The 24,016-nt window shown below is 69.3% G+C and carries 18 protein-coding genes; 9 read left to right on the plus strand and 9 right to left on the minus strand.

Going from position 1 to position 24,016, the window contains the following annotated elements:
• Nucleotides 1–92 precede the first annotated feature (92 nt).
• On the minus strand, nucleotides 93–1,520 hold the full coding sequence (locus ACFV15_RS41110) for an aldehyde dehydrogenase family protein (RefSeq protein WP_378357973.1): 1,428 nt from the start codon (nucleotides 1,518–1,520) through the stop codon (nucleotides 93–95).
• Entirely contained in the window at nucleotides 1,517–2,839 is a 1,323-nt protein-coding gene (gabT, locus tag ACFV15_RS41115; protein ID WP_378357975.1) for a 4-aminobutyrate--2-oxoglutarate transaminase, read from the minus strand. Before gabT ends, ACFV15_RS41110 begins: the two co-directional genes overlap by 4 nt.
• 99 nt (nucleotides 2,840–2,938) lie before the next feature.
• On the opposite strand from gabT, the gene ACFV15_RS41120 reads away from it, so the two are divergent.
• Nucleotides 2,939–4,393: a PucR family transcriptional regulator gene (locus ACFV15_RS41120; protein WP_378357977.1), complete on the plus strand. Its 1,455-nt coding sequence runs from the start codon at nucleotides 2,939–2,941 to the stop codon at nucleotides 4,391–4,393.
• A 5-nt stretch (nucleotides 4,394–4,398) separates the two neighbouring features.
• On the opposite strand, the gene pip is transcribed toward ACFV15_RS41120, so the two are convergent.
• Entirely contained in the window at nucleotides 4,399–5,349 is a 951-nt protein-coding gene (gene pip / locus ACFV15_RS41125) for a prolyl aminopeptidase (RefSeq protein WP_378357979.1), read from the minus strand.
• Nucleotides 5,350–5,895: 546 nt separating this feature from the next.
• Nucleotides 5,896–6,771, minus strand: a complete 876-nt coding sequence (gene panB, locus ACFV15_RS41130; RefSeq protein WP_378357981.1) for a 3-methyl-2-oxobutanoate hydroxymethyltransferase — start codon at nucleotides 6,769–6,771, stop codon at nucleotides 5,896–5,898.
• 298 nt (nucleotides 6,772–7,069) lie between these two features.
• Between panB and lysX the strand changes: the two genes are divergently transcribed.
• Genes lysX through ACFV15_RS41145 form a run of 3 tightly spaced genes read left to right on the plus strand, consistent with a single transcriptional unit; the run spans nucleotide 7,070 to nucleotide 11,638 of the window.
• Complete coding sequence (gene lysX, locus ACFV15_RS41135) at nucleotides 7,070–10,396, plus strand: bifunctional lysylphosphatidylglycerol synthetase/lysine--tRNA ligase LysX (RefSeq protein ID WP_378357983.1); 3,327 nt, start codon at nucleotides 7,070–7,072, stop codon at nucleotides 10,394–10,396.
• A gap of 9 nt (nucleotides 10,397–10,405) precedes the next feature.
• Nucleotides 10,406–11,011 carry a hypothetical protein gene (locus ACFV15_RS41140; RefSeq protein ID WP_378357984.1) on the plus strand — a complete coding sequence of 202 codons (606 nt, stop codon included), beginning with the start codon at nucleotides 10,406–10,408 and terminating at the stop codon, nucleotides 11,009–11,011.
• A 36-nt stretch (nucleotides 11,012–11,047) separates the two neighbouring features.
• On the plus strand, nucleotides 11,048–11,638 hold the full coding sequence (locus tag ACFV15_RS41145; RefSeq protein ID WP_378357986.1) for a DinB family protein: 591 nt from the start codon (nucleotides 11,048–11,050) through the stop codon (nucleotides 11,636–11,638).
• On the opposite strand, the gene ACFV15_RS41150 is transcribed toward ACFV15_RS41145, so the two are convergent.
• Nucleotides 11,635–12,165 carry a methylated-DNA--[protein]-cysteine S-methyltransferase gene (locus tag ACFV15_RS41150; RefSeq protein ID WP_378357988.1) on the minus strand — a complete coding sequence of 177 codons (531 nt, stop codon included), beginning with the start codon at nucleotides 12,163–12,165 and terminating at the stop codon, nucleotides 11,635–11,637. The genes ACFV15_RS41145 and ACFV15_RS41150 overlap by 4 nt on opposite strands.
• 4 nt (nucleotides 12,166–12,169) lie before the next feature.
• Nucleotides 12,170–12,496, minus strand: a complete 327-nt coding sequence (locus ACFV15_RS41155) for a VOC family protein (protein ID WP_378357990.1) — start codon at nucleotides 12,494–12,496, stop codon at nucleotides 12,170–12,172.
• A 113-nt stretch (nucleotides 12,497–12,609) separates the two neighbouring features.
• Between ACFV15_RS41155 and ACFV15_RS41160 the strand changes: the two genes are divergently transcribed.
• Genes ACFV15_RS41160 through ACFV15_RS41170 form a run of 3 tightly spaced genes read left to right on the plus strand, consistent with a single transcriptional unit; the run spans nucleotide 12,610 to nucleotide 15,542 of the window.
• The gene (locus tag ACFV15_RS41160; RefSeq protein WP_378357991.1) at nucleotides 12,610–13,395 is read left to right on the plus strand and encodes a helix-turn-helix domain-containing protein; all 786 of its coding nucleotides are present in this window, start codon (nucleotides 12,610–12,612) and stop codon (nucleotides 13,393–13,395) included.
• A gap of 57 nt (nucleotides 13,396–13,452) precedes the next feature.
• Nucleotides 13,453–14,916 (plus strand): S8 family serine peptidase, encoded by a 1,464-nt coding sequence (locus ACFV15_RS41165; protein ID WP_378357993.1) that lies wholly within the window; start codon nucleotides 13,453–13,455, stop codon nucleotides 14,914–14,916.
• Entirely contained in the window at nucleotides 14,913–15,542 is a 630-nt protein-coding gene (locus tag ACFV15_RS41170) for a VOC family protein (protein WP_378357995.1), read from the plus strand. Before ACFV15_RS41165 ends, ACFV15_RS41170 begins: the two co-directional genes overlap by 4 nt.
• Nucleotides 15,543–15,750: 208 nt before the next feature.
• Here the strand turns inward: ACFV15_RS41170 and ACFV15_RS41175 are convergent, their stop codons facing one another.
• Together ACFV15_RS41175 and secA2 are read right to left on the minus strand one after the other, a co-directional pair.
• Nucleotides 15,751–17,472 carry an NAD+ synthase gene (locus tag ACFV15_RS41175; RefSeq protein WP_378357997.1) on the minus strand — a complete coding sequence of 574 codons (1,722 nt, stop codon included), beginning with the start codon at nucleotides 17,470–17,472 and terminating at the stop codon, nucleotides 15,751–15,753.
• 118 nt (nucleotides 17,473–17,590) lie between these two features.
• On the minus strand, nucleotides 17,591–19,915 hold the full coding sequence (gene secA2 / locus ACFV15_RS41180; RefSeq protein WP_378357999.1) for an accessory Sec system translocase SecA2: 2,325 nt from the start codon (nucleotides 19,913–19,915) through the stop codon (nucleotides 17,591–17,593).
• A 103-nt stretch (nucleotides 19,916–20,018) separates the two neighbouring features.
• On the opposite strand from secA2, the gene ACFV15_RS41185 reads away from it, so the two are divergent.
• Together ACFV15_RS41185 and ACFV15_RS41190 are read left to right on the plus strand one after the other, a co-directional pair.
• Nucleotides 20,019–21,626 carry an alpha/beta hydrolase gene (locus tag ACFV15_RS41185; RefSeq protein WP_378358001.1) on the plus strand — a complete coding sequence of 536 codons (1,608 nt, stop codon included), beginning with the start codon at nucleotides 20,019–20,021 and terminating at the stop codon, nucleotides 21,624–21,626.
• Between the two features lie 38 nt (nucleotides 21,627–21,664).
• On the plus strand, nucleotides 21,665–23,245 hold the full coding sequence (locus tag ACFV15_RS41190; protein ID WP_378358004.1) for an alpha/beta hydrolase: 1,581 nt from the start codon (nucleotides 21,665–21,667) through the stop codon (nucleotides 23,243–23,245).
• Here ACFV15_RS41190 and ACFV15_RS41195 read toward each other — a convergent pair.
• The gene (locus ACFV15_RS41195; protein WP_378358003.1) at nucleotides 23,242–23,883 is read right to left on the minus strand and encodes an LppX_LprAFG lipoprotein; all 642 of its coding nucleotides are present in this window, start codon (nucleotides 23,881–23,883) and stop codon (nucleotides 23,242–23,244) included. The two genes, ACFV15_RS41190 and ACFV15_RS41195, sit on opposite strands and share 4 nt — an antisense overlap.
• Nucleotides 23,884–24,016: the final 133 nt, after the last annotated feature.

Raw genomic sequence — 24,016 nt, forward strand, 5'->3', positions numbered from 1 at the left:
ACCTACCGGAGACCTCACCTGCTTAGGCCATCGACACGCCCGACAGCGCCAACTCCCAGCTCAACTTGCACGAGACGACTTCGATACAGGCCCTAGAGCGTCAGGCCGGTGAGCACGGTGACGCGCTCCTCGGTGAAGTCGGCCATCGCCGACGCGGGACCCTCGCGGCCGACACCGGAGTCCTTGACCCCGCCGTACGGCATCTGGTCGGCACGGAAACTCGGCACGTCACCGATGAGCACACCACCGACCTGCAGCTTCGCGGAAACGTCGAACGCGGTTGGCAGGTCTCGCGTGAACACCCCGGCCTGCAGGCCGAAGCGCGACGCGTTGATCAGCCGTACGCCCTCGTCCACCGAGTCGACACGGCTGAGCGACACGACCGGCCCGAAGACCTCTTCGGCCATCACGTCCGCGTCCTCCGGCGCGCCGGCGAGCACGGTCGGCTCGACCGTTGCCCCGTCCCGGCCCCCGCCGGTGAGCAGCTGGGCGCCCGCGCCCACCGCGGCGGCGACCCACGATTCGACGCGCTCGGCGGCCGCCGTGTTGACGAGTGGGCCCACGTCGGTCGCGTCGGCGCGCGGGTCACCGGTGCGCAGTGCCCGTACCTGCTCCAGCACGCGAGCTGACAGCTCGTCGTAGACATCGGTGTGCGCGTAGACGCGCTGAACCGAAATGCACGACTGCCCTGCCTGGTACATCGCGAAGGTGGCGATCCGCTGCGCCGCGAACTCCAGGTCCGTCCAGTCGGGGCAGACGAGCACGGCCGCGTTGCCGCCGAGCTCGAGCGCGACGTGCTTGCGAGGCACGCTGTCGCGGATACCCCAGCCGACCGGGACGCTGCCGGTGAACGAAACGACCGGCAATCGCGGATCGGCGACCAGCTTCGCGGCCTCTTCGTTGCCCGTCGGCAGGATCGACCAGCTTCCGGCAGGCAGCCCCGCGTCGGCGAGGATCTCGCCGAGCGCGAGCGCGGTCAGCGGCGTCGCGGGCGCGGGCTTGAGCACGATCGGCGCGCCGACCGCGATCGCCGGAGCGACCTTGTGCGCGACCAGGTTCAGCGGGAAGTTGAACGGCGTGATGCCGAGCACCGGGCCCTTCGGCACGCGGCGGACGAGCGCGAGCCGCCCGGTGCCGCCCGCGTCGGTGTCGAGGCGCTGCAGATCACCGGAGAACCGGCGCGCCTCCTCCGCGGCCCAGCGGAACGTCGAAACGGCCCGGCCGACCTCGCCACGCGCCCATTTGAGCGGCTTGCCCGACTCGGCGGTGATGAGCTGGGCGAGCTCTTCGGCCCGTTCACCCAAAGCACGGGACACGTGGTCCAGCGCGCCTGCCCGGACGTGCGCGGGCAGCGTCGCGAATTCGTGCTGGACGTCGTGCGCGGCCTGGACCGCGGTCTCGATGTCCGAAGCGGACGGCACGTAGTGCGAACCGACTTCGCTGCCGTCGAACGAATGGCGGACGGTCGCGGTCCGCGTGCTCGTCACCGGCTTGCCAGCGACCCAGAACGGGGTACTCACTTGGACGACTCCTCGATGACTGCCTTCTCCAGGACCGAAAGACCCTCGTCGAGAAGCGCGTCGGACAGGGACAGCGGCGGCAGCAGCCGCACGATGTTGCCGTAGGTGCCGCAGGTCAGCACGACCACGCCTGCCGCATGGCAGGCCTTCGCGATGCGGCCGGTGAGCGCGGCGTCAGGCTCCGTGGTGCCGGGCTTGACGAACTCCGCGGCGAGCATCGCGCCACGGCCGCGGACGTCACCGATGACGCCCGTCTTCTCCGCGAGCGCGCGCAGGCGCGGCACGACGGTCTCTTCGATCCGGCGCGCGCCGGCGGCCAGATCCTGGGCGCGCATGGTCTCGATCGACCCGATCGCCGCCGCGCACGCGACGGGGTTGCCGCCGTAGGTGCCGCCGAGCCCGCCGGGCGGGACGGCGTCGAGCAGTTCCGCGCGCCCGGTCACCGCGGCGAGCGGGAGCCCGGCCGCGATGCCCTTGGCGGTCGCGATCAGGTCGGGCACGACGTTCTCGCGTGAGGACGCGAACCAGTCGCCCGTGCGGCAGAAACCGGTCTGCACCTCGTCGGCGACGAACACGACGCCGTTCGCCGTGCACCATTCGGACAGCGCGGGCAGGAAGCCGGGTGCCGGCTCGATGAACCCGCCCTCACCCTGGATCGGTTCGATGACGACCGCGGCCACCTGGTCGCCGCCGATCTGCTTCTCGATCCGGTCGATCGCGATCGCGGCCGCCTCCGCGCCGCCGAGGCCATCGCGGAACGGGTACGAGCCCGGCACCCGGTAAACCTCGGGTGCGAACGGCCCGAAGCCGTGCTTGTACGGGATCGACTTCGCGGTCAGCGCCATCGTGAGGTTCGTGCGGCCGTGATAAGCGTGGTCGAACACGACGACCGCCTGGCGGCCGGTCGCGACGCGGGCGATCTTCACCGCGTTCTCGACGGCTTCGGCGCCGGAGTTGAACAGGACCGACTTCTTCGCGTGGCCACCGGGGGTCAGCTCGGCGAGCGCCTCGCAGACCTCCACGTAACCCTCATACGGCGCGATCATGAAACACGTATGAGTGAAGTTCGAGGCCTGCTCGCGGACCCGGTCGACCACCGCGGGCACATTGTGGCCGACATTGGTCACCGCGATACCCGAACCGAAATCGATCAGCACATTGCCGTCGACATCGGTCAGCAGGCCACCGTTCGCGGATTTCACATAGACGGGGAGCACAGAGCTCACTCCGCCGGCCACGACGGCACCACGGCGCTCCTGCAGCGCGCGTGATGCGGGACCAGGGATCTCAGTGCGCACAACGCGCTGCTGCTCGGTCACGAAAGCTCCTCCTGAGGTGGGACTTCACCCAGCATGAGGCCGCGCCTGGTCAGGGTCAGGTGGACGTTTTGGACAGTTTGCCGAGTAGAATTGGCCGTTATGGCACTCACCCTGCGCGAACTGGCCGGTTCGCTCGGGCTCGCCGTGCGCGCGGGCGAGCCCGCTTTGGACCGCGCGATCGGCTGGGTGCATCCGACCGAGCTGACGGATCCGAACGCGTTCCTCGAAGGCGGGGAGCTTTTGCTGACCACCGGGCTCGCGCTCGACGAACACACTTCGGGCGCATACGTCCGACGACTGGTCGAAGCACGCGTCGCCGGATTGGGGTTCGGAATCGGCTTGAGTCATCTTTCGATTCCCGCCGCTTTGGTCGCGACGGCCGCCGAAGTGGGGCTGCCGGTACTCGAGGTTCCTCGGCGAACCCCGTTCATCGCGATCACGCGCGCGGTTTCGCGGGCGGTCGCGGCCGACGACTACGCGTCGATCGTGCGGACCGGTCGCGGGCAGCAGGAACTCACGCGCGCCGCCGTCGGGCGCGGCGGGCCGGGCGCGGTCGTGCGGCGATTGGCGCGGCTCGTCGGCGGGTGGGCGCTGCTGCTCGACGCGGGCGGAGCCGTCATCGAGGCGGCGCCCGCGTCGGCGCGCGGATTCGGACCCGGCTTGGCGGGCGAGTTGCGCCGGATGAAGGCGGGCGCGCGGGTGACGCGGATCGGTGAGCACGAGGTCGTCGTCCAGACGCTCGACACCAGGGCACGCGGCTATCTCGCGGTGGGGAAGGGGGCGCTGGACGCCGCCGACCGGTACATCGTGAACACCGCCGTCTCGTTGCTTTCCCTTGCGCTGGAACAGAATCGTGCACAGGGCGGCGCGGTGCGCCGACTGCGTTCGGTGCTGATCGAACTGCTCGCGGACAAACCCGAATCAGCCCTGCGGTCGATGCGCACCCTCTGGGGTGGCGCGCCCGCGCCGCCGTGGTCGGTGCTGGCGGTGGCCGGGACGCCCACGGCGCGGCGGGCGCTTTTCGACGCACTCGAGGCGGAGTTCGAAGACCTGCCGGAGCGACCGTTCTTCGCGGAGTCCGGACCGTTCGTGGTGGTTCTCTGTACCGCGGACACCGAAACCTGGGTGCTCGACAAGGCAACGGGCATGCAAGCGGGTATCTCGGTGCCAGTGTCCCTTGAGGACTTCGGGACCGGATTGCGCCAAGCCGAGCAAGCGTCGCGCGCCGCGCAAGCGAGACGCGCGCCGGTGGTGCGCTTCGCCGACCATGCCGCGCACGGATTGGTCGAGCTGGTCGATCCCGCGGTGGCGCAAGCGTTTGCGGGAACCCTGCTGGCCCCGCTGCGCCGGCACGATGAGACCGGGCGCGGCGATCTGATCGCGTCTTTGCGCTGCTGGCTCGAACACCATGGCCATTGGGACCTCGCCGCGACCCGATTGGGCGTCCACCGGCACACCTTGCGCAACCGGATGCGCAAGGTCGAGGAACTCACCGGCCGCGACCTCGACTCACCGGGCTTCCGTGCGGAGTTGTGGCTCGCGCTGCAGGTCTGATGTGTTCAGGGACGGAAAGAATCCGTCGCCGCGCGCAATCGGCCAAGCACACCCGGATCCGTCACCGCGTGCCCCGCGCTTTCGATGATTTCAAGCTGGGAGCCCGGCCAAGCCTGATGCAGCTCGTACGCGGTCACCGGCGGGCACACCACGTCGTATCGGCCTTGCACGATCACCCCGGGAATCCCGGCGAGCTTGCCCGCGTCGCGGATGAGCTGCCCTGGATCGAGCCACGCGCCGTGCGAAAAGTAGTGCAACGCGATCCGCGCGAACGGCACCGCGAACTTCGGGTCGCTGTAGCTGTCCAGGAAACCAGGCTGTGGCACCACCGAAACGATGGCGCCCTCCCACGCGCTCCACGCCACCGCCGCGCCTTCGGCCACTCCGGCGTCCGGGTGGAACACGAGTTCCCGGTAGCCGGACAGCGGATCGGCGCGGTCGCCGCCGAGCGGCGCGAGGTAGTTCGCCCACTCCGCGGGGAACAGATTCCCCGCGCCGTCACGGTAAATCCAGTCGAGTTCCCGCTGCCGCGCGGTGAACACCCCGCGCAGCACGATCTCGCTCACGCGGTGCGGATGCGTCTCGGCGTAGGCGAGCGCGAGCGTCGCGCCCCACGAACCACCGAACAGCTGCCATTGCTCGACGCCGAGGCCCTCGCGGATCTTCTCCATGTCGTCGACCAAGTGCCACAACGTGTTGGCGGACAGATCGGCGCCGGTGTCGGCGATGCTCGGCGTGCTCCGCCCGGCACCACGCTGGTCGAAGAGGATGATCCGGTAGGCGGCCGGATCGAAATGCTGCCGGGAGAGCGCCGCGATCCCGCTGCCGGGGCCGCCGTGCAGCACCACCACGGGCTTGCCCTCGCGGTTCCCGGCCGTCTCGACGTACACCCGGTGCCCGTCACCCACGTCCAGCATCCCAGCGGCATACGGCCGGATCGGCGGGTACAAGTCCATAAGAGACACTGTATTCCCACTGGCCGCATGGGGAAAATGGGCAAAAGGTGGGGGCCCGCCCCCGCCGCCGGGCTGAGCGGGCCCCCGTCTTTGGTTCGCGCCTAACTCGCCGTCACAGCGACAGCGTGCGCGAATTCCCCACTTGAGCCCGTCGCCTCGCCGGCGGCGCGGATTTCGTTGCCCGCACTGGCTTTCCCCAGGTAGGACGAACTCGGGTGGGTATTGCGAAGGAAAGTCTCATGCCGGCTCCGTGCGCCGACGGTCACCACCGCGCTCGCCGTCGACGTCAGCCACACGGGCGACGTGACGGCGCTCGGCCGGGTGACTGGGGCTCGCTCACGAAAACGCAGCAAGATTCCTCCTCGTCGAGGTTTCTTCGGTGCTTGATCCCGTGGCGGCGGTTGGCCTAAACGCTAAATCACACCTCGAACGCCGTCAAGGACATGATTGTTGTTCATATACATGAATAGACGCGGCGATGATCGGGAAACACAAAACCAGGCCCGAGACATCGGATGTCTCGGGCCTGGCGTGGTGGTCGACGACTCAGTGGAAAGCGTGCTCCGAGGCCGGGAATTCACCCCGACGCACTTCGTCGGCGAACGCCGTCGCCGCTTGGGACAGCACCCCGGCGACATCCGCGTACCGCTTCACGAAGCGTGGCGCCTTGCCACGCCGCAGTCCGGCCATGTCCTGCCAGACGAGCACCTGCGCGTCGCAGTCCGGGCCGGCGCCGATGCCGACCGTCGGGATCTTCAGCTCGTGCGTGACCCGCTTGGCCGCCTCCGCGGGCACCATCTCCATGACGACCGCGAACGCGCCCGCCTCCTGCAGCGCCAGCGCGTCGGCGAGCAGCACCTCGGCCGCTTCGCCGCGCCCCTGCACGCGGTACCCGCCCAGATTGTGTTCGCTCTGCGGGGTGAATCCGATGTGTCCCATGACCGGCACGCCCGCCGAGGTCAGCGCCTCGACATGCGCGGCGAACCGGCGGCCGCCTTCGAGCTTCACCGCGTGCGCGCGGCCTTCCTTCATGAACCGCACCGCGGTCGCCAGCGCCTGCTCCGGGGAGAGCTGATACGAACCGAACGGCAGGTCGGCGACGACCAGCGCCCGCTTCACCGAGCGCGTGACGCCGCGGACCAGCGGCAGCAGCTCGTCCACGGTCACCGGCAACGAGGTGTCGTACCCGAAGACGTTGTTCGCGGCCGAGTCGCCGACGAGCAGCACGGGGATCCCGGCCTCGTCGAACAGTTCGGCGGTGTACATGTCGTAGGCGGTGAGCATCGGCCACGGCTCGCCGCGTTCCTTGAGCTCACGCAGATGATGGATGCGTACCTTCTTGACCGGCTTGGCCGCCTGGTCCGAAGGGCCTGTCCCGTACGGCGCCGCTACCTCCGGGCCGGATTCGCTGCTGGCTGACATCGTCGTCGACCGTCCTTCCCTCAAGGCCTCGGGTCCCGAGGTCCCTGGGTCGTGGAGCTTGTGAACCCACAAAGCGTGACACGCGCGGAAGACGGCCCCAATACCGTGCGACCAGCTTCACACGCTGGAGTTGTGCAGTCCGTCACCTGCGAAGGGGTACCCAGCGCGCACCCGCTCATCCGTCCGGGGAACGATGTAGCCACCGAATGAGACTTCTGGATGACGCCGGGGGACAACCCGCGAGGGTTCACTGACGTCGTAGCACATGACTTACTCGGAAGAATCGCGAAAGGTCAGGATGGGTCACCCGAGGGCAACGGCGCGCGAACGCGCGGCCGACGTGCCGCAGTGGAAGCGCAAGGCCGGTGGCGTCGTCGCCACCGCCGTCCAGCTCGGCGCGGTGTTCTCACTGCTCTACCTGCTGGCGGGCGGAGTCAAGGGGAAACTGGGCACGAACATCCAGACCGGGTTCTGGGTGTTCGGCATCCCGATGAGCCCCAGCCTGATCATCGTGGTCCTGCTGTTCGTGCTCGGTGCGGCGCTGCGCCGCCGCAAGACCGCGGCGCTCTACACGTTCATCCTGTTCCAGGTCGGCAGCCTGATCTACACGATCGGGATGCAGGTGCTCGTGTACCTGACGCCGGAACTGGTGCTCTCGGCCAGGCAGATCCGGCACATCCCCGGGATCCTCTGGGTGCTCACGCTGGCCGATCTCGTCTCCATCGCGTTGATCGCGTTCCTCCTGCTGATCCGCCCGGCGTTTCCGGCCAGGCTCGCGCCGACCGCGTGGCGTGACGGCGTGACCGTGCTGCTCGGCGGCTTGGCCGGGGTCATGCTCATCGGCTGGGCGCTGACCGAGGCGTTCCCCGGCAGGCTCGAGAACACCTGGGAACGGCTGGCGTGGGTCTTCAACCACACGACAGGCGAGCTGATCCGGTTCCGGGGCACCCACACCGGGCCCGCGTGGCTCGACGGGCTGCTCGACCTCAGTGCGACGCTCGTCGCCGCCGGCGCGCTGTACGCGTTGTTCCGCGGGGTCCGCAGTCGTCGCCTGCGCACCGACGGCGAAGAGCTCCGCGTACGCAAACTCCTCGCCGAGCACGGCGAGGACGACTCGCTCGGCTACTTCGCGACGCGGCGGGACAAGAGCGTCGTCTTCGCGCCGTCCGGCCGCGCCGCTGTCACCTATCGCGTGCTCGCGGGCACGAGTGTGGCCAGCGCCGACCCGATCGGCGATCCGGAAGCCTGGCCGGAGGCCGTCCAGGCCTGGCTCGCCGAGACCTATACCTATGGCTGGACGCCCGGCGTGCTCGGCGCGAGCGAGCGCGGCGCGAAGGTCTACACCGACGCCGGGCTGCGCGCGCTCGAGATCGGCGACGAGGCGATCCTCGACGTCCGCGACTTCTCGCTGGCCGGGCCCGAGCGCCGGTCGATGCGCCAGGCAGTGAAACGGATCGAACGGGCCGGCTACACCACCCAGGTCCGCAGGCACGGCGAGATCCCCGAAGACGAGATGGCCGAGCTGCTCGCCAGGGCCCAGCACTGGCGCGGCGCCGAGACCGAACGCGGATTCTCGATGGCGCTCGGCCGGCTCGGCGACCCGAGCGACGGCCGCAGCGTGATGGTCGAGGCCTACGACGCCAAGGGCGACCTGCGCGGGCTGCTGTCGTTCGTGCCCTGGGGCCGCCGCGGGCTCTCGCTCGACCTCATGCGCCGCGACCGCGACGCCGAGAACGGGCTCAACGAATACATGATCGCCGCCGTCGTCGAGGCGAGCTCCCACCTCGGCGCGCAGCAGATCTCGCTCAACTTCGCGATGTTCCGCGCGGTGTTCGCCGAGGGCGAGCGCATCGGCGCGGGCCCGATCCTGCGGCTGTGGCGTTCGGTGCTCAGCGTCGCTTCGCGGTTCTTCCAGCTCGAGTCGCTGTACCGCTCGAACGCCAAGTACGGGCCGTTCTGGCAGCCCCGGTTCCTCTGCTACTCGTCGGCGCGGCGCCTGGTCAGGGTCAGCATCGTCGCGGGCGCGCTCGAAGGCTTCGTGCCGACGGGAGCGTCGCGCGCGCTGCGGCTGGAGACGGTCACCGACGAGTTCGTCGCGCAGGCGAAGCAGATCGACGAGGACGCCGCGCGGCTCGCGCCCAAGCAGGCCAGGCGGCCCGAACAGGTCCGTGTCCGGATCGACAAGCTCGGCAAGCTGCGTGAATCCGGACGCGATCCGTATCCGGCCGGGTTCGCGCGCGAGGACCTGCTCGGCGACGTCGTCAAGAAGTTCGCCGGACTGCCCCCGGACACGCTGACCGGGCATCGCGTCCGTGTCGCGGGCCGGGTGATCGCGCTGCGCAACCACGGTGGGCTCGCCTTCGCCGAGGTCCGTGACTTCTCGGGCGAGCTCCAGCTGATGCTCGACGCGTCCACTCTGGACCTCACGGATTGGCGCGCCGGGATCGACCTCGGCGACCACGTCGGGGTCAGCGGCCAGGTCGTCACGTCGAAGCGCGGCGAACTGTCCGTTCTCGTCGACGAGTGGACCGTGACCGCGAAATGCCTGCACCCGCTGCCGGACAAGCGCAAAGGGCTCACCGATCCGGAGACCCGGGTCCGCCAGCGCTACCTCGACCTGGTGGTCAACCCGGATTCCACGAACATGCTGCGGCTGCGGTCCACGGTCGTGCGCGCGGTGCGCGAGCGGCTGCATCACCGCGACTACCTCGAAGTCGAGACGCCGATGCTGCAGACGGTGCACGGCGGGGCGAACGCGCGGCCGTTCGTCACCCACATCAACGCCTACGACATGCGGATGTACCTGCGGATCGCGCCCGAGCTGTACCTCAAGCGGCTGTGCGTCGCCGGGGTGGAGCGGGTGTTCGAGCTCAACCGCAACTTCCGCAACGAGGGTGTCGACGCCACGCACAACCCCGAGTTCACGATGCTCGAGGCGTATCAGGCGTACGCCGACTACGACACGATGCGCAAGCTGACCCGCGAGCTCATCCAGCACGCCGCCGAAGCCGCGTACGGCGCGCAGGTGGTGCGGCGGCCCGGCCCCGACGGCAGGCTCGTCGAATACGACATCTCGGGTGACTGGCCGGTCGTCCCGGTGCACGAGGCCGTCTCGGCGAAGCTCGGCGAGCGGATCGACCCCGGCACGTCCGTCGAGAAACTGCGGGAGCTGTGCCGTGCGCACGGGATCGCCGTCTCGGACGACGCCGGCCACGGTGACCTGGTACTCAAGGCGCACGAGCACCTCGTCGAGGCGTCGACCGTGATGCCGACCTTCTACACCGACTACCCGACCGATGTCTCCCCGCTCACCCGTCAGCACCGGGTCGATCCGAGGCTCGCCGAGCGGTGGGACCTGATCGCGTTCGGGTCGGAGGTCGGCACGGCCTACACCGAGCTCACGGATCCGCTGGAGCAGCGGCGGCGGCTCGAGGCCCAGTCGCTGCGCGCGGCCAGCGGCGATGTCGAAGCGATGGAACTGGACGAGGACTTCCTGCTCGCGCTCGAACACGGCATGCCGCCGACGGGCGGGCTCGGCCTGGGTATCGACCGGTTGTTGATGATGCTCACCGGCGCGTCGATTCGGCAGACCGTGCTATTCCCGTTCGTACGCCCGCACGCCTAGATTGTGCACGTGCAGTCGGCTCGGGTGTTGGCGGTGACCCTGCTCGGCATCGGGATGCTGGGCTATGTCGCCTGGGTGCTGGAGTTCTTCCTGCCCACCGGGTTGTCGCCGATCCACATCAGAGTGGAGAACCTCTACCTGGAGGGGCAGCGGTTCGGGCCGCTGTTCAAGTACGTCCAGATCGTCGCGGGTGGCGCGCTCATCCTTTCGGGGCTGCCGCTGATGCGGCTGTCGCCGTTGCACTGGCTGGCCAGGCTCACCGCGGCGACGGTCGCGCTGCTCGGGGTCACCGTGGTCGCCGGCGCGCTGTTCCCGCAGAGCCCGTGGGTGACGCTGCTGACGAATCTCGTATTCGTGATCGGCGAGGCGTCGCTGGCGCTGTGGTGGCCGCCCGGCTGGCGGGCTTCGGCGTTCATCGGGTTGCTGCTCGTGCTGGCGACGTGGCTCGGAGTGCTGCTGCTGGAGTCGCTCGGCAGCGGCCAGTACGTCGGACTCGTGACCAGGCTGCAGATGGTGCTGCGGGCCGTGCTGCTCGGGATCGGTGCCGCGTATCTCTTCCGTGACCGGCACATGGTCAGCGCGCACGGCCGATCCGCGGATTTCGCGGGCGGCTGATGCCAAGATGCTCCTCACCACATCTGGGAGGAAGACATGGCAGGAAACGTCAGGCCGGTCGCCGATGAGCGCGACGGTTTGTTGCAGTTCGTCGCGCAGCAGCGGCTGGTCATCCGGACCGCGGCGTACGGGCTGACCGACGAGCAGGCGCGCGCGACACCGACGTCGAGCACACTGAGCGTCGGCGGCCTTATCAAGCACGTCTCGACGGTCGAGGACGGCTGGATCGACATCGTGCTTCAGAAGCCGATCAAGCCGGCTGAAGATTCGCAGGACGACTACGCGAACGGGTTCCGGCTGCTGGAGGACGAAACGCTCGAAGGTGTCCTTTCGCGCTACGAAGAGGTCGCGAAGCGCACTGAAGAGGTCATCGCGGGCATCGAGGACCTCGGCCAGGCGGTTCCGGTACCGAAAGGCGTGCCGTGGTTCCCGCCGGACGTCGAGGCCTGGTCGGTGCGCTGGGTGCTGCTGCACCTGATCCAGGAGACCGCGCGCCACGCCGGGCACGCGGACCTGGTCCGCGAGCACATCGACGGCGCGACCGCGATGCCGCTGCTGGCCGCCGCCGAGAACTGGCCGGAGACACCGTGGATGAAGCCGTGGCGCCCGGCTGACGCGGCGAGCTAGAACAGCGTCGGCTCGTCGGCCAGCGCGCCCTCGATCACGAGCATTCGTCGTTTCGTGCTGACCCCGCCCGGTGCGGAGAACCCGCCGTCCTTGCCGCCCGCGGCGAGCACGCGGTGGCACGGAACGACGATCGGCACGGGATTGCGGCCCAGCGCCTGGCCGACGGCCTGCGCCGAGCCCGGCATGCCGAGCTCGTGCGCGATGTCGCCGTACGTCAGTGTCTTGCCCGGCGGGATCCTGCGGGCGATCTCGTAGACCTTCTGGTGGAACTCCGGCACCCCGTCGAGGTCGACGACGACATCCGCGAGGTCGTTCGGCGTTCCGTTCAACAAGTCGACAATGTCGCCGATGGCCTTGCGGACGGTGCCCGGCGGTTCGGCTTCGGGCGCGTCGAGCTGGGCAAGGCGGGCGCGGGTCTTGGCCTCGCTGCTCTCCGGCAGCCAGACGCCGACGATCCCGCGCTCGCCCCACGCGATCCCGCACGAGCCGATCGCCGTGCCGAACATCGCGAATCCCAGAACGTCCATGGGCTCAGGCTACGAGACAGAACGGGTGGCCGTCGGGGTCGGTGAGCACGACCCATTCGGTGCCGCCTGGCTGGAAATCGGGCTTCGTCGCACCGAGCGCGAGTGCGTGTTCGGTCGCTTCGGTGAGGTCGCCGACCGTGAAATCGAAATGGATGTGCTTGGCGCCAGGCCAGCCGGGGCCTTGATAGCCCTCCAGCTCCTGGAAGCCGATGTCGATCGAGCCGTTGCTCAAGGTCGTGCCGTCGAGCTTCCAGCCGGTGAGCCGCTGGTAGAAATCGGCGAGTTTCCCTGCGTCGGCGCAGTCCAGCGTGATCGTGGTCGAGGTGGGCATCGGGCCGCTCCTTCTCGGTCGAGGTGCTGCCAGCCTGCCCAGGGCGCGCGGCGAAGTATTGAAGATCTTTGCGGCCCGCGAAACTGTCGGACCCCCGAGGTAGCTTGCGCGCCATGCGCACGGCCGTCGAAATCGCCAGCCGACCTGGGTTCTCCGTCTCGACGGTGACCTGTCATGACGACCACGCGCGCTGGTCGGCGCCGGAGCCCGGTGGCCGCTACGGCGTGGTGCTCGCCCGCCGCGGCCGGTTCCGCCGCCGTGCCGACGGACGCGCCGCGGATGTCGATTCGACGGCCGCCTACTTCAGCACGCCGGAGGTCGAGGAGCAGTTCGCGCATCCGGACGGCGGTGATGTGTGCACTTCGCTGGAATTCACGCCGGAGTTGTGGCGGTCGATCGCGGGGGAGCGGTCGATCAGCCGCGCCATCTACGTCGACGCGCGCGTCGAGCTGACCCATCGGCGTCTTTTGCGGGCGACCGCGGACGTGGATTACGCGCTCGCGGAGCAGTTGGTCCGGCTGCTCGTGCTCGCGCTCGGGACCGAGCCGCCGGAGCACGCGGACGCGGCATTGGTCGCGTCGGCGCGCGAGGCGGTGCTCGCGGATCATCCGGCCGCGTCGGGGCTGGTGCCGCTCGCCGAGCACTTCGGGGTGTCGCCGTTCCGGCTGAGCCGGGCGTTCTCGCGGGTGACCGGGGTTTCGCTCACCAGGTATCGCAATCGTGTGCGCGTCGGCCGCGCGCTGGAGCGGCTCGAGGGCGGGGACACCGCGCTCGCGGAACTGGCGGCCGAGCTCGGGTTCGCCGACCAGGCACATCTCACGCGCACGATGCGTGAGCACAGCGGCCATTCGCCGATGGCCGTCCGACGGCTGCTTACGACCAACGGCGGCTACCGGTGACCGGTGAACTCAGTAGGTTCTCTGTGAACGAAATGCCGGTATCCGGGAGGGGTCTTCGTGGGTCACAGGTTCAGCGGAACGCTGCGCGCCGCCGTCGTGGTGTCGCTGCTCGGAGCGGGGTTGGCGGTGCCGTCGGTGGCGGTCGCCGCGCCCGATGAGCAGGCGGTCACCCTCACCAGCGAACCGGCGGTCGCCGAGGCGCCGGGCACGCTCGTCACCCCTTATGTCGTGGTGACCGGCGCGAACCGGCTGCGGACCTGGTGGGCCGAACGCGCCGTCCGGCAGTCCGGTGGGACCGTCGTGTCGTCTTATCCGCAGGTCGGGGTGGTCGTGGCCTACTCGGCCACGGACGACTTCGCGGCGAAGGTGCGGCACGTGCCCGGCATCGACGCCGTCGGCGCGACGCGCACGGCGAAGATCCCCGTCGAGTTCTTCCGGCCGCGCACGGAGGTGAAATACACGGGCCCTGGCTCGACCGCGGTCCCGCCTGCCGAGGGCACCGCGTGGGACGCGCCCGCGCTCGGCCTCGACAAGGCCCATGAGGTCACCCAGGGCAGCAAAAAGGTCGTCGTCGGGGTGCTCGACACAGGCGTGGACGACACCCACCCGGACCTTTCGGGTGCTTTTGATCGCCGCAACTCGATCTCGTGCTTGTCCGGCTGGGCCGACCGCGGTGTCAACGCCTGGCGGCCGACGCTGGACGGGCACGGCACGCACGTCTCCGGCACGATCGCGGCCGCGCGGAACGGTGCCGGTGTCGTCGGCATCGCGCCGGGGATCCGGCTGGCCGCGGTGAAGCTCGCCGAGACCGACGATCACGAGGCTCCCGAAGCCGTCGTCTGCGGATTCGTCTGGGCCGCCGAACACGGCTTCAGCATCGCGAGCAACAGCTACCGGACGCTGCCCTGGTACTACGCGTGCGACAACCAGATCGACCAGGCCGCGATCAAGCTCGCGGTCGGCCGAGCGGTCGCCTACGCGCAGCGAAAGGACGTGCTCGTCGTCGCGTCCGGCGGCAACGCGGGCATCAACCTCGACAAGCGGACCGTCGACACCGAAAGCCCGGTCGACAGCACCCCGGTGAGCCGCCCGATCGACCCGAGCTGCATCCGTCTTCCGCACGAGCTGCCGGGAGTCGTCGGCACCGGCGCGCTCGACGAGAAGCTCGCGAAGGCCGGTTTCTCCAACTACTCGGCCACGAAGATCACGGTGTCCGCACCCGGCGTGCGTGTCTGGTCGACCTGGCCGGGCGGGCAGTACCGGACCGCGAGCGGCACGTCGATGGCCGCACCACACGCGGCGGGTGTCGCAGCGTTGATCGCGAGCACGCATCCGTGGTGGGGCGCCGACCGCGTCAAGCGCGCGTTGCTCTCCGGCGCGACACCGATGCCGTGCCCGGCGCTGTACGACCCGAACGGCGACGGCAAGCCCGACGCGGTCTGCGAACCGGCGCGCGCCGGCAACACGTTCTACGGCGCCGGTGTGGTCAACGCGATCACGGCGGTGGGCGCGAGACCATGACGGACACGATGCCTCTCGACCACCTGGTCTACGCCGGCCCGGATCTGGCGGACGCGGTCATCCGCGTCACCGAGCTGACCGGCGTCGCCCCGGTGCCCGGCGGCAGCCATGTCGGGCTCGGCACGGCGAACTATCTGGTCGCGCTCGGCGGCCGCGCGTATCTCGAGATCATCGGCCCTGACCCGGCGCAGCCGGATCCCGAGCGCCCGCGCCCCTTCGGGATCGACGCGCTCACCGCGCCGAAGCTGGTCGCCTGGTCCGTCCGGACGCCAGGGATCGACCAGGTGATCGCCGCCGCGCGGGCACGGGGTTTCGACCCGGGCGAGGCGCGTGCGATGTCGCGCCGCACCTCGGATGGCGAGCTGCTGTCATGGCGGCTCACCGTGTCAGGCAAGGGCGGCGGGCTGATCCCGTTCCTGATCGACTGGGGCGGCACGCCCCATCCGACCAGCCGCCCGCTGCCGGAGATCCCGTTGCTCGCCTTCACCGGCGTCCATCCGCAGCCCGCACGCGTGCATCGCGCGTTGCAGGCGCTGGGTCTCGAACTGCTCGTCCGGCCCAATCACGAACCGGGGCTGGTCGCGGTGATGGAAAGCGCCACCGGCTCCCCGATCGTGCTCACCTGAGCCTGAGTCCGAGCGTGAGACCAAGCCCGAGACGGCGTGCGTTCCCCGTAACCCGGTCAGCCGATCCGTCCGGATCCCGGCTCATCGAACGAGGATCCGGGGAACACACGCCGAGCGGTTTTGTCGTACCCCCGCCGTACCTTGGATCTCGGGGGACCTTCGGGAAGGCGTGAATGTTCCCTTCACGCCTTCCCGAAGACCGTAAGCGTCAGTTTTCGCCTTCGCGCCAAGCGTTCGTGATCGGCAGACGGCGATCCCGGCCGAAAGCCTTGAACGTGATCTTGGTGCCCGGCGGGTATTGCCTGCGCTTGTATTCGGCCCGGTCGACCATCCGCACCACGCGGTCGATCGTCTCCGGATCGAACCCGGCCGCGATCAGGTCGGCGTACCCGCGGTCGCCCTCGACGTAGTCGTCGAGGATGTCGTCGAGCAACGCGTAGTCGGGCAGCGAGTCGGTGTCGACCTGGCCGGGCCGCAGCTCGGCCGACGGCGGCTTGCTGATCGAGTTTTCCGGGATCGGCGGCGTTTCGCCGTGCTTCTCCGCCTCCGCGTTGCGCCACCGCGCGAGCTGCCACACGTGGGTCTTGAACACGTCCTTGATCGGCGCGAACCCGCCGACCGCGTCGCCGTAGATCGTCGAGTAGCCGACCGCGAGCTCGGTCTTGTTCCCGGTCGCCAGCACCAGATGACCGTCCGAATTGGACAGTGCCATCAGCAGCATCCCGCGCGTGCGCGCCTGGATGTTCTCCTCGGCCAGCCCGGTCAGCCCCAGCTGCGAGACATAGGCGTCGACCATGTCCGCGACGGACTCTTCGCGGAAGTGCGCGCCGATCCGCCGCGCGAGGTCGGAGGCGTCCGACTTCGAGTGCTCCGACGAGTACTTCGACGGCATCGAGACGCCGTACACGTTGTCCCCGCCCAGCGCGTCCGCCGCCAGCGCCGCCACCACTGCCGAGTCGATCCCGCCGGAGAACCCGAAGATCACCGACTGGAACCCGTTCTTGTGCACGTAGTCGCGCAAACCCACGACCAGCGCCGACCACACCTCGGCCTCATCTGAGAGCGGCTCACTGATCACAGGCTCTTTCGAGGCTTCGTAAGCCGGAATCGGCTCCTCACTCAGCACCTTGCGGCGAACGTGCAGCCCGGCGAGGTCCCCGTCGCCCGCGTGCCCGCCTGCCGTCAGCTCCATGTCGACCACGAGCAGGTGCTCGACGAACTGCGGCGCCCGCGCCAGCAGCGTCCCGTCCGCGCCGACCACGAGCGAGTCGCCGTCGAACACGAGGTCGTCCTGCCCGCCCACCTGGTTCGTGTACACCAGCGGCGCACCGGCCTCGGCCGCCCGCCGCGCGATCAGCGGCAGCCGGATGTCGTCCTTCGCACGCTCGTACGGCGAGGCGTTCGGCGCGACCACCAGGTCGACACCCGCCTTGCCCAGCGCCGACACCGGGCCGCCGTCCTGCCAGATGTCCTCACAGATGACCATGCCGATGTCGAGCCCGTGGTACCGCACGACATCGAGCGTCTCGCCCGGCTTGAAGTACCGGTGCTCGTCGAACACCCCGTAGTTCGGCAGGTGGTGCTTGAACTGCCGCGCGACCACCTCGCCGCGGTACAACGCCGCCGCCGCGTCGCGCACACCGGCCTCGTCGAGGTCCAAATAGCCGACGTAGGTCAGCACTTCGCCACAACCGGCGTCGTCGAGCCGCACCGCGAGCGCCTCGAGCGCGCTCTTGGACGCTTCGGCGAAGGTCTTGCGCAGCGACAGATCCTCGACCGGATACCCGGTCAGTGACATCTCGGGAAAGACCACCAGATGCGCGCCGGCTTCCGCGGCTTTGCGCGTCCACTCGACGGTGAGTTCCGTGTTGCCGGTGATGTCCCCGACGGTGGTGTTGACCTGGGCCAAGGCGATGCGCAGCTGCGACATGCGCACATTCTCGCTCAACCGCGGGCATCCGCACGACCGGACGTGCCCAAGCTCTCCGCACCTGAGACTGAACAGGGGCGCCCGCTGAGCGGACGCCCCTGTTCGCAACCGAAAAACCCTACTTGCGCTTGATCATCGAGCGCACCTTCTTCAGCGTCTGCTCGAAGTCGGAGTCGAACGGGTTGTCGTGGACCAGGTACGTCCACGTGGTGTTCGCCCGCCGCACGCCCGCGTCGGCCAGATCGATGCCGTCGTCGGTGATCTCCGCTTCGACCAGCGTCTTCGCCGCGCGCGCCGCCGCCTCCGGGATGATCTTGTGGAACTCGGGGATCGCCGCGCGGTGGAACTCGTCGAGCGGCGTTTCCCGTGCCAGCGCGCGCAGGTGGATGCTCTCGCGCACGTCGGTCAGGTACGCGAGATGGTCCGACCACAGCTGGTCGATGTGGTACAGCAGCACCTCACGGCAGATCTGCTCGACCTTGGCGGGGTCGTCGAGCTTGTCCGCGAGCTCCTTGTACTTCTCCGGCTCGTCGTTCTCCAGCCCCTCGGCCGCCAGCGCCGTCCGCAGCACCTCGTCGCGGTGCTTGAGCAGATCGCCGCGCTGCCGCTCGATCAGCCGCGTGTAGCGCCAGGTGTTCCGGTGGATCTCCAGGTCGACACCCTCGGCGACGCGCTGCGCGTGATCGATCTGCCGGTGCGCCGCGTCCGCGGTGATCTCGCCGTTCTCGTCGGTGTCGATGCCCTCGGGGATGTCCGGCGCATTCGACAGCACGAGCTCGTCGTTCAGGCTCGCGAAGAACACCGCGCTGCCCGGGTCACCCTGACGTCCCGAACGGCCGCGGAGCTGCCCGTCGAGCCTGCTCGACGGGTACCGCGCCGTGCCGATCACGTGCAGCCCGCCGAGCTCGGCGACCTCCTCGCGCCCGGCGCCGTCCTTGCCGCCCAGCCGGATGTCGGTACCGCGACCGGCCATCTGGGTCGACACGGTCACGGCGCCCTTCTTGCCCGCGTCCGCGATGATCGACGCCTCCTGGGCGTCGTTGCGCGCGTTGAGCACGACGCAGTCGAGGTCGACCTTGGCCAGCTTCTCGGCCAGCTCCTCGGACTCCGCGACGTCCTGCGTGCCGACCAGGATCGGGCGGCCCGTCTCGTGCACCTTGCGGATCTCCTCCTCGATCGCGCGCAGCTTCTGCGACGGCGAGGCGAAGATCCGGTCCGGCTGGTCCTCGCGGACGTTCTCCGTGTTCGGCGGGATGACCGCCACTTCCAGCTTGTAGAACTCGCGCAGCTGCTCGGCGACCGCGACCGCGGTACCGGTCATGCCCGCGACCTCGGGGTAGCGCGCGAGCAGCGCCTGCACGGTGATCGAGTCGAGGATCTCGCCCCGGTCGGTCGCCGCGACCTGCTCCTTCGCCTCGACGGCCGCCTGCAGGCCGTCCGGCCAGCGCTGCAGCTCGGCGACGCGGCCACGCGCGGCGTTGATGAGCTGCACCTTGCCGTCACGCACGATGTAGTCGACGTCGCGGGTGAGCAGCGCGTGCGCGTGCAGCGCGACGTTCACCGCGGGCAGCCGGTCGGAGCCGGTCTCGTCGTACAGGTTGATGTCGCCGCCGAGCGCCTTCTCGACGACCGAGGCGCCCGCCTTGGTCAGCCAGGCGTTGCGGCCGTCGGAGTCGGTCTCGTAGTGCAGGCCCAGCCGCAGCCGCCGCACGATGTTGGCGACCTCTTCGTCGGCGTCGGTGTGGTCGATCGACCCGGCCATCACCAGCGGCACGCGTGCCTCGTCGACCAGCACCGAGTCCGCCTCGTCGACGATCGCGATCTCCGGCTCGCCCTGCACCAGGTCGTCCACGTTCGTGACCAGCCGGTCGCGCAGCACGTCGAAGCCGATTTCGGCGACAGCGCCGTAGGTGACCTCGCACGAGTAAGCCCGCTTGCGCTCCTCGCGCGAGTGCGCGGGCTCGATCCAACCGACCGAAACCCCGAGCAGGTCGTAGATCGGCTTCATCCACTCGGCGTCACGACGGGCGAGATAGTCGTTGACCGTGACCACGTGCACCCGCTTGCCGCGCAGCGCGTACCCGGCGGCGGCCAGCGCGCCGGCGAGCGTCTTGCCCTCACCGGTGTCCATCTGGACCACATGCCCGGTCAGCAGGCCGATCGCGCCGAGGAGCTGCACGTCGAACGCGCGCTCGTCGAGTGCCCGCCTCGCCGCCTCGCGGCCCAGCGCGCAGATCTCGATCAGCTCGTCGTCCCCGGACTTCCCGCCTTCGCGCAGCGCGGCCGCGCGTTCGGTCAGTTCGGCGTCCGAAAGCTTCTTGAGCTCCTCTTCGAGCTTCTCGATCGCCGGCACCAGCGGTTCGTAGCGGGTCAGCTCGATGCTGCCCGGCCGCTGAATGATCCGGCGCAGCCGCTTACCAACCCGGCTGATCAGTGCTGCCACCCCTGGTCTCCTGTCTGTGCTCTCGCTCGCCGGCCGACCGACCCGTTCCCACAACGCAGTGGTGGTGCGTTTTGGTTCCGCGACCGGATGGCACGATCAAACCGTGCCCATACCCACCCGCACCAGGTCCCGTTCCCGCCGAGTCGCCGTCGCACTGCTCGCGCTGGCGCTCAGCGCCTGTTCGCCGGGCACTCCGACCACACCGCCAGCTCCGGAAACCGAGTCGCATGGTCCGGTCGGGCCGGTGCCGCCGGGGCTGGACGCCTTTTACGCGCAGAGCGTGACCTGGGGCGACTGCGCACCTTACGCGACTTCCAGTGAAGCGAAGTCCGCATTCCAGGTGAAGGGCGTGCAGTGCGCGCGCCTTTCGGTGCCACTCGACTACGCCAAACCCGATGGAGACAAGATCCGGCTCGGCCTGCTGCGCCGAAAGGCCACCAAAACGGACAACCGGATCGGTTCGCTGGTCATCAATCCCGGTGGGCCGGGCGCGTCCGGCATGACCGCCGCGGCCGGGCTGGCGAGCAAGACCAAGGGCGAGCTGGCCGAGCGCTTCGACTTCGTCGGGTTCGACCCGCGCGGCGTCGGAGCCAGTGAACCGCAGGTCAAATGCCTGACCGACACCGAACGCGACGCGGAGCGCGCCGACGACCTCGAGGCCGACGGTTCACCCGAAGGTGTGGCCAAGCAGGAAGCCGAGGAGAAGGACTTCGCCGAGAAGTGCGCGCAGCGCACCGACAAGGGCGCCGCGATGCTCGCCAACGTCGGCACCCGCGACGTCGCGAAGGACATGGACATCCTCCGCTCGGCGCTCGGCGATCAGAAACTCACCTATCTGGGCTACTCGTACGGCACGCGGATCGGCTCCACGTACGCCGAGACGTTCCCGGCCAACGTCCGCGCGCTGGTGCTCGACGGCGCCGTCGACCCCGAGCAGGACGCCGTCGACTCGCTGGTCGGCCAGGGCCGCGGCTTCGGCAAGGCGTTCGACGAGTTCGCGAAGTGGTGCGCCGCGCGCCAGGACTGCGCGCTCGGCAAGAACCCCGCGAACGCGACGAAGGCCTATCAGGACCTCACCCGCCCGCTGATCGATTTCCACGTGCCCGTCGCCGACGGCCGGAAACTGTCGTACGAGGATGCGACGATCGGCACGATCCAGGCGCTCTACGGGAAGGACTTCTGGGAGCCGCTCAACTCGGCGCTCAACGAACTGAAACTCCAGCGCGGCGAAACGCTCATGAAGCTCGCCGACATGTACAACGAACGCGACGACCAGGGCAAATACCAGGCGACCCAGGACGTCTTCACGGCCGTGCGCTGTGTCGACGACCCGCGCGTCACCGATCCGGAGACCATCCTCAAGGCACAGCGCGAGTACGTGAAGGTCGCGCCGTTCCTCGATGACGGCCGCCCCGAGTCCGCCGCGCGCGACGCGTGCGCGTTCTGGCCGGTGCCGAACACCATGCGGCCGCACCAGCCGAAGGTCGACGGCCTCGTCCCGACGCTGGTCATCTCGACCACGAACGACCCGGCGACGCCCTATGACGCCGGGGTCAACCTCGCCAAGGGCCTCAAGGGCGGGCTGCTGACCTTCGAGGGCACCCAGCACACGGTCTTCCTGCAGGGCGTGTCGTGCGTCGACAAGGCCGGCACGGACTACCTGGTCAACGGCACCTTGCCGGCGGAGGGCACGCGCTGTTCGGCGAATTAGCCCGGATCGCACGGATCGGCTGGGATGATCTGCGCGTGATCCCTCTTCGTCGTGTCCTCGCGTCCGCCGCCGTCTGCCTGCTGGTGACGGCTTGCACGAGTGCGCAGGTCGGCACGCCGAACGCGCAGCCCGCGCCCAGTACGTCCGCGCCCGTGCCGGACGCCAAGGCGCTGGAAAAGTTCACGACGCAGAAGCTCGCGTGGGGCGAATGCGCGGCGTTCGCGGGCGGCGACGCCTCCGCGGAGAAGGTGCTCAAGGACAAGAAATTCGAATGCGCGCACCTGAACGTGCCGCTCGACTACGCGAAGCCGGACGGCGTCGTCATCAAGATCGCGGTGCTCCGGCACAAGGCGAGCAAGCCCGACCAGCGGATCGGCTCGCTCGTCACCGATCCCGGCGGTCCTGGCGCGTCCGGCGTGCGCTCGGCGGCAGGGCACGTCCAGCGCGCGCCCGAAGCGGACATCGTCCAGCGCTTCGACCTGGTCGGCTTCGACCCGCGTGGTGTCGGCGCGAGCGTGCCGCGGATCAAATGCCTGACCGACGCGGAGCGCGACGCCGACCGCGCCGAAGACTCCGAAAGTGACAATTCGCCCGCCGGCCTGGCCAAACAGCAGGCCGACGCCAAGGCATACGCCGACAAGTGCGCCGAGCGGACCGAACACGGCAAGGACATGCTCGCCAACGTCGGCACCCGTGACGTCGTGCGCGACCTCGACATCCTGCGCGCCGCGCTCGGCGACGAGAAGCTCACCTACCTGGGGTACTCGTACGGAACGCAGATCGGTGCCGCCTACGCGGAGGCCTACCCGTCCAAGGTGCGCGCGATGGTGCTCGATGGCGCCGTCGACCCGGCCCAGGACACCGCGGAATCACTCGTACTGCAGATGGCGGGCTTCCAGAACACCTTCAACGAGTTCGCGAAGACCTGCGTGACCAGGCCGGACTGCGCGCTGGGCAAAGACCAGGCGGGCGCGACGAAGGCGTTCCAGGATCTGGTCAAGCCGTTGATCACGAAGCCGGTTCAGGTCGGCGCCCGCAAGCTCTCGTTCGAGGACGCCATCACCGGCACCCTCGCGGCGCTCTACAGCCAGGCAGCCTGGGGTTTCCTCAACGAAGGCCTCACCAATCTGACCCGCAGCAACGGCCAGAACCTGATCCAGCTCGCCGATTCGTACTACGACCGTGGCCAGGACGGCACCTACGCCGGGATCATCGACGTCTACTACGCCGTGCGCTGCGTCGACAGCCCGCGCGTCACCGATCGCGCGAAAATCGATTCCGCGCACCAGCGCATGCTCCAGGGCGCCCCGATCCTCGACGGCGGCACCCCGGACATGACCGAGCTCGACATCTGCGCCGCCTGGCCGGTGCCCGCGACCTCGCAGCCGCACACGCCCAAGGCCGGCGGGCTCGCCCCGACGCTCGTCATCTCCACGACCAACGACCCCGCGACGCCGTATCAGGCCGGCGTGAATCTCGCGAAGGCGCTGGGCGGCCGCCTGCTCACGTTCGAAGGCGCCCAGCACACGGTCTACCTGCAGGGCAACCCCTGCGTCGACAAAGCAGCTTCGACGTATTTGCTCGACGGGACGCTGCCCGCCGACGGAACGCGCTGCTAGCGCCAGGTCAGCCCGAGTTCGAGCATCACGGGGCCTTTGTGCGCCGCGACCTCGGGCACCTGGATCCACATGCGGGTGAGATCGTGCCCCGGCGCGTCCGCGACCCAGATCTTCGCGGTCACGTCGGCCTGGATACCGGGGATCAGCGCTGAGATCGCCGCACGCGGGATCTTCCCGCCGATCCGGTACGCGAGCGTCCCGCCCGGGCTCTCCCGGCCTTCGGTGCGCAGGTCCGTCGCACTCGTGAGCAGCGCGCGCAGGTGCCCGACGACCGCGTCCGGCCGGTACGCGGCGGGCTTTTCGGTCTGCACACCGGCCTGATCGGTCACCTTCAGCCCGTCACCGGAAAGCACGTAGTCGAGCTGCTGCCGCTGATCGGACACCTGCAGGTCGGCGTGCCCGCGCGCGGAACCGTCCGCCGCGACCTCGCCGTCGATCTTCCGTACACCGAACCCGGGGATCTCGCCGCTGACGCCGAGCACGAATCGCACGGCACGCTGCCCCTTCAACGCCGCGGCCGACTCCGTCACCAGCTGAGTGCCGTCAGGAAGCGGTCCACTCGTGTCGAACGTCGCGGAGCAACCGCTGAGCAGGCAGGCGACCAGTACGAATACCGGCCCGAAAGTGCGGCGAGACATGAGAACGAGCCTAGGGCGTGTCTCGTGGAGCTTGCACGCGGTAGCCGCGCCCAGGTGGTCGCTGACGGCACCGCGGGATCACCCGAGTACAACCCGGTACGAGGATGATCCCGCGGCACCGCCAGCGACCACC

Source organism: Amycolatopsis sp. NPDC059657, from assembly GCF_042734395.1.
In the GTDB taxonomy this organism is placed as follows: Bacteria; Actinomycetota; Actinomycetes; order Mycobacteriales; family Pseudonocardiaceae; genus Amycolatopsis.

Excerpts from the sequence above, each read along its gene's own strand:
- ACFV15_RS41120 (WP_378357977.1), top strand. The coding sequence starts at position 2,939 with ATGGCACTCACCCTGCGCGAACTGGCCGGTTCGCTCGGGCTCGCCGTG.
- pip (WP_378357979.1), bottom strand. The coding sequence starts at position 5,349 with ATGGACTTGTACCCGCCGATCCGGCCGTATGCCGCTGGGATGCTGGAC.
- panB (WP_378357981.1), bottom strand. The coding sequence starts at position 6,771 with ATGTCAGCCAGCAGCGAATCCGGCCCGGAGGTAGCGGCGCCGTACGGG.
- lysX (WP_378357983.1), top strand. The coding sequence starts at position 7,070 with ATGGGTCACCCGAGGGCAACGGCGCGCGAACGCGCGGCCGACGTGCCG.
- ACFV15_RS41145 (WP_378357986.1), top strand. The coding sequence starts at position 11,048 with ATGGCAGGAAACGTCAGGCCGGTCGCCGATGAGCGCGACGGTTTGTTG.
- ACFV15_RS41150 (WP_378357988.1), bottom strand. The coding sequence starts at position 12,165 with ATGGACGTTCTGGGATTCGCGATGTTCGGCACGGCGATCGGCTCGTGC.
- ACFV15_RS41155 (WP_378357990.1), bottom strand. The coding sequence starts at position 12,496 with ATGCCCACCTCGACCACGATCACGCTGGACTGCGCCGACGCAGGGAAA.
- ACFV15_RS41160 (WP_378357991.1), top strand. The coding sequence starts at position 12,610 with ATGCGCACGGCCGTCGAAATCGCCAGCCGACCTGGGTTCTCCGTCTCG.
- ACFV15_RS41170 (WP_378357995.1), top strand. The coding sequence starts at position 14,913 with ATGACGGACACGATGCCTCTCGACCACCTGGTCTACGCCGGCCCGGAT.
- ACFV15_RS41175 (WP_378357997.1), bottom strand. The coding sequence starts at position 17,472 with ATGTCGCAGCTGCGCATCGCCTTGGCCCAGGTCAACACCACCGTCGGG.
- ACFV15_RS41195 (WP_378358003.1), bottom strand. The coding sequence starts at position 23,883 with ATGTCTCGCCGCACTTTCGGGCCGGTATTCGTACTGGTCGCCTGCCTG.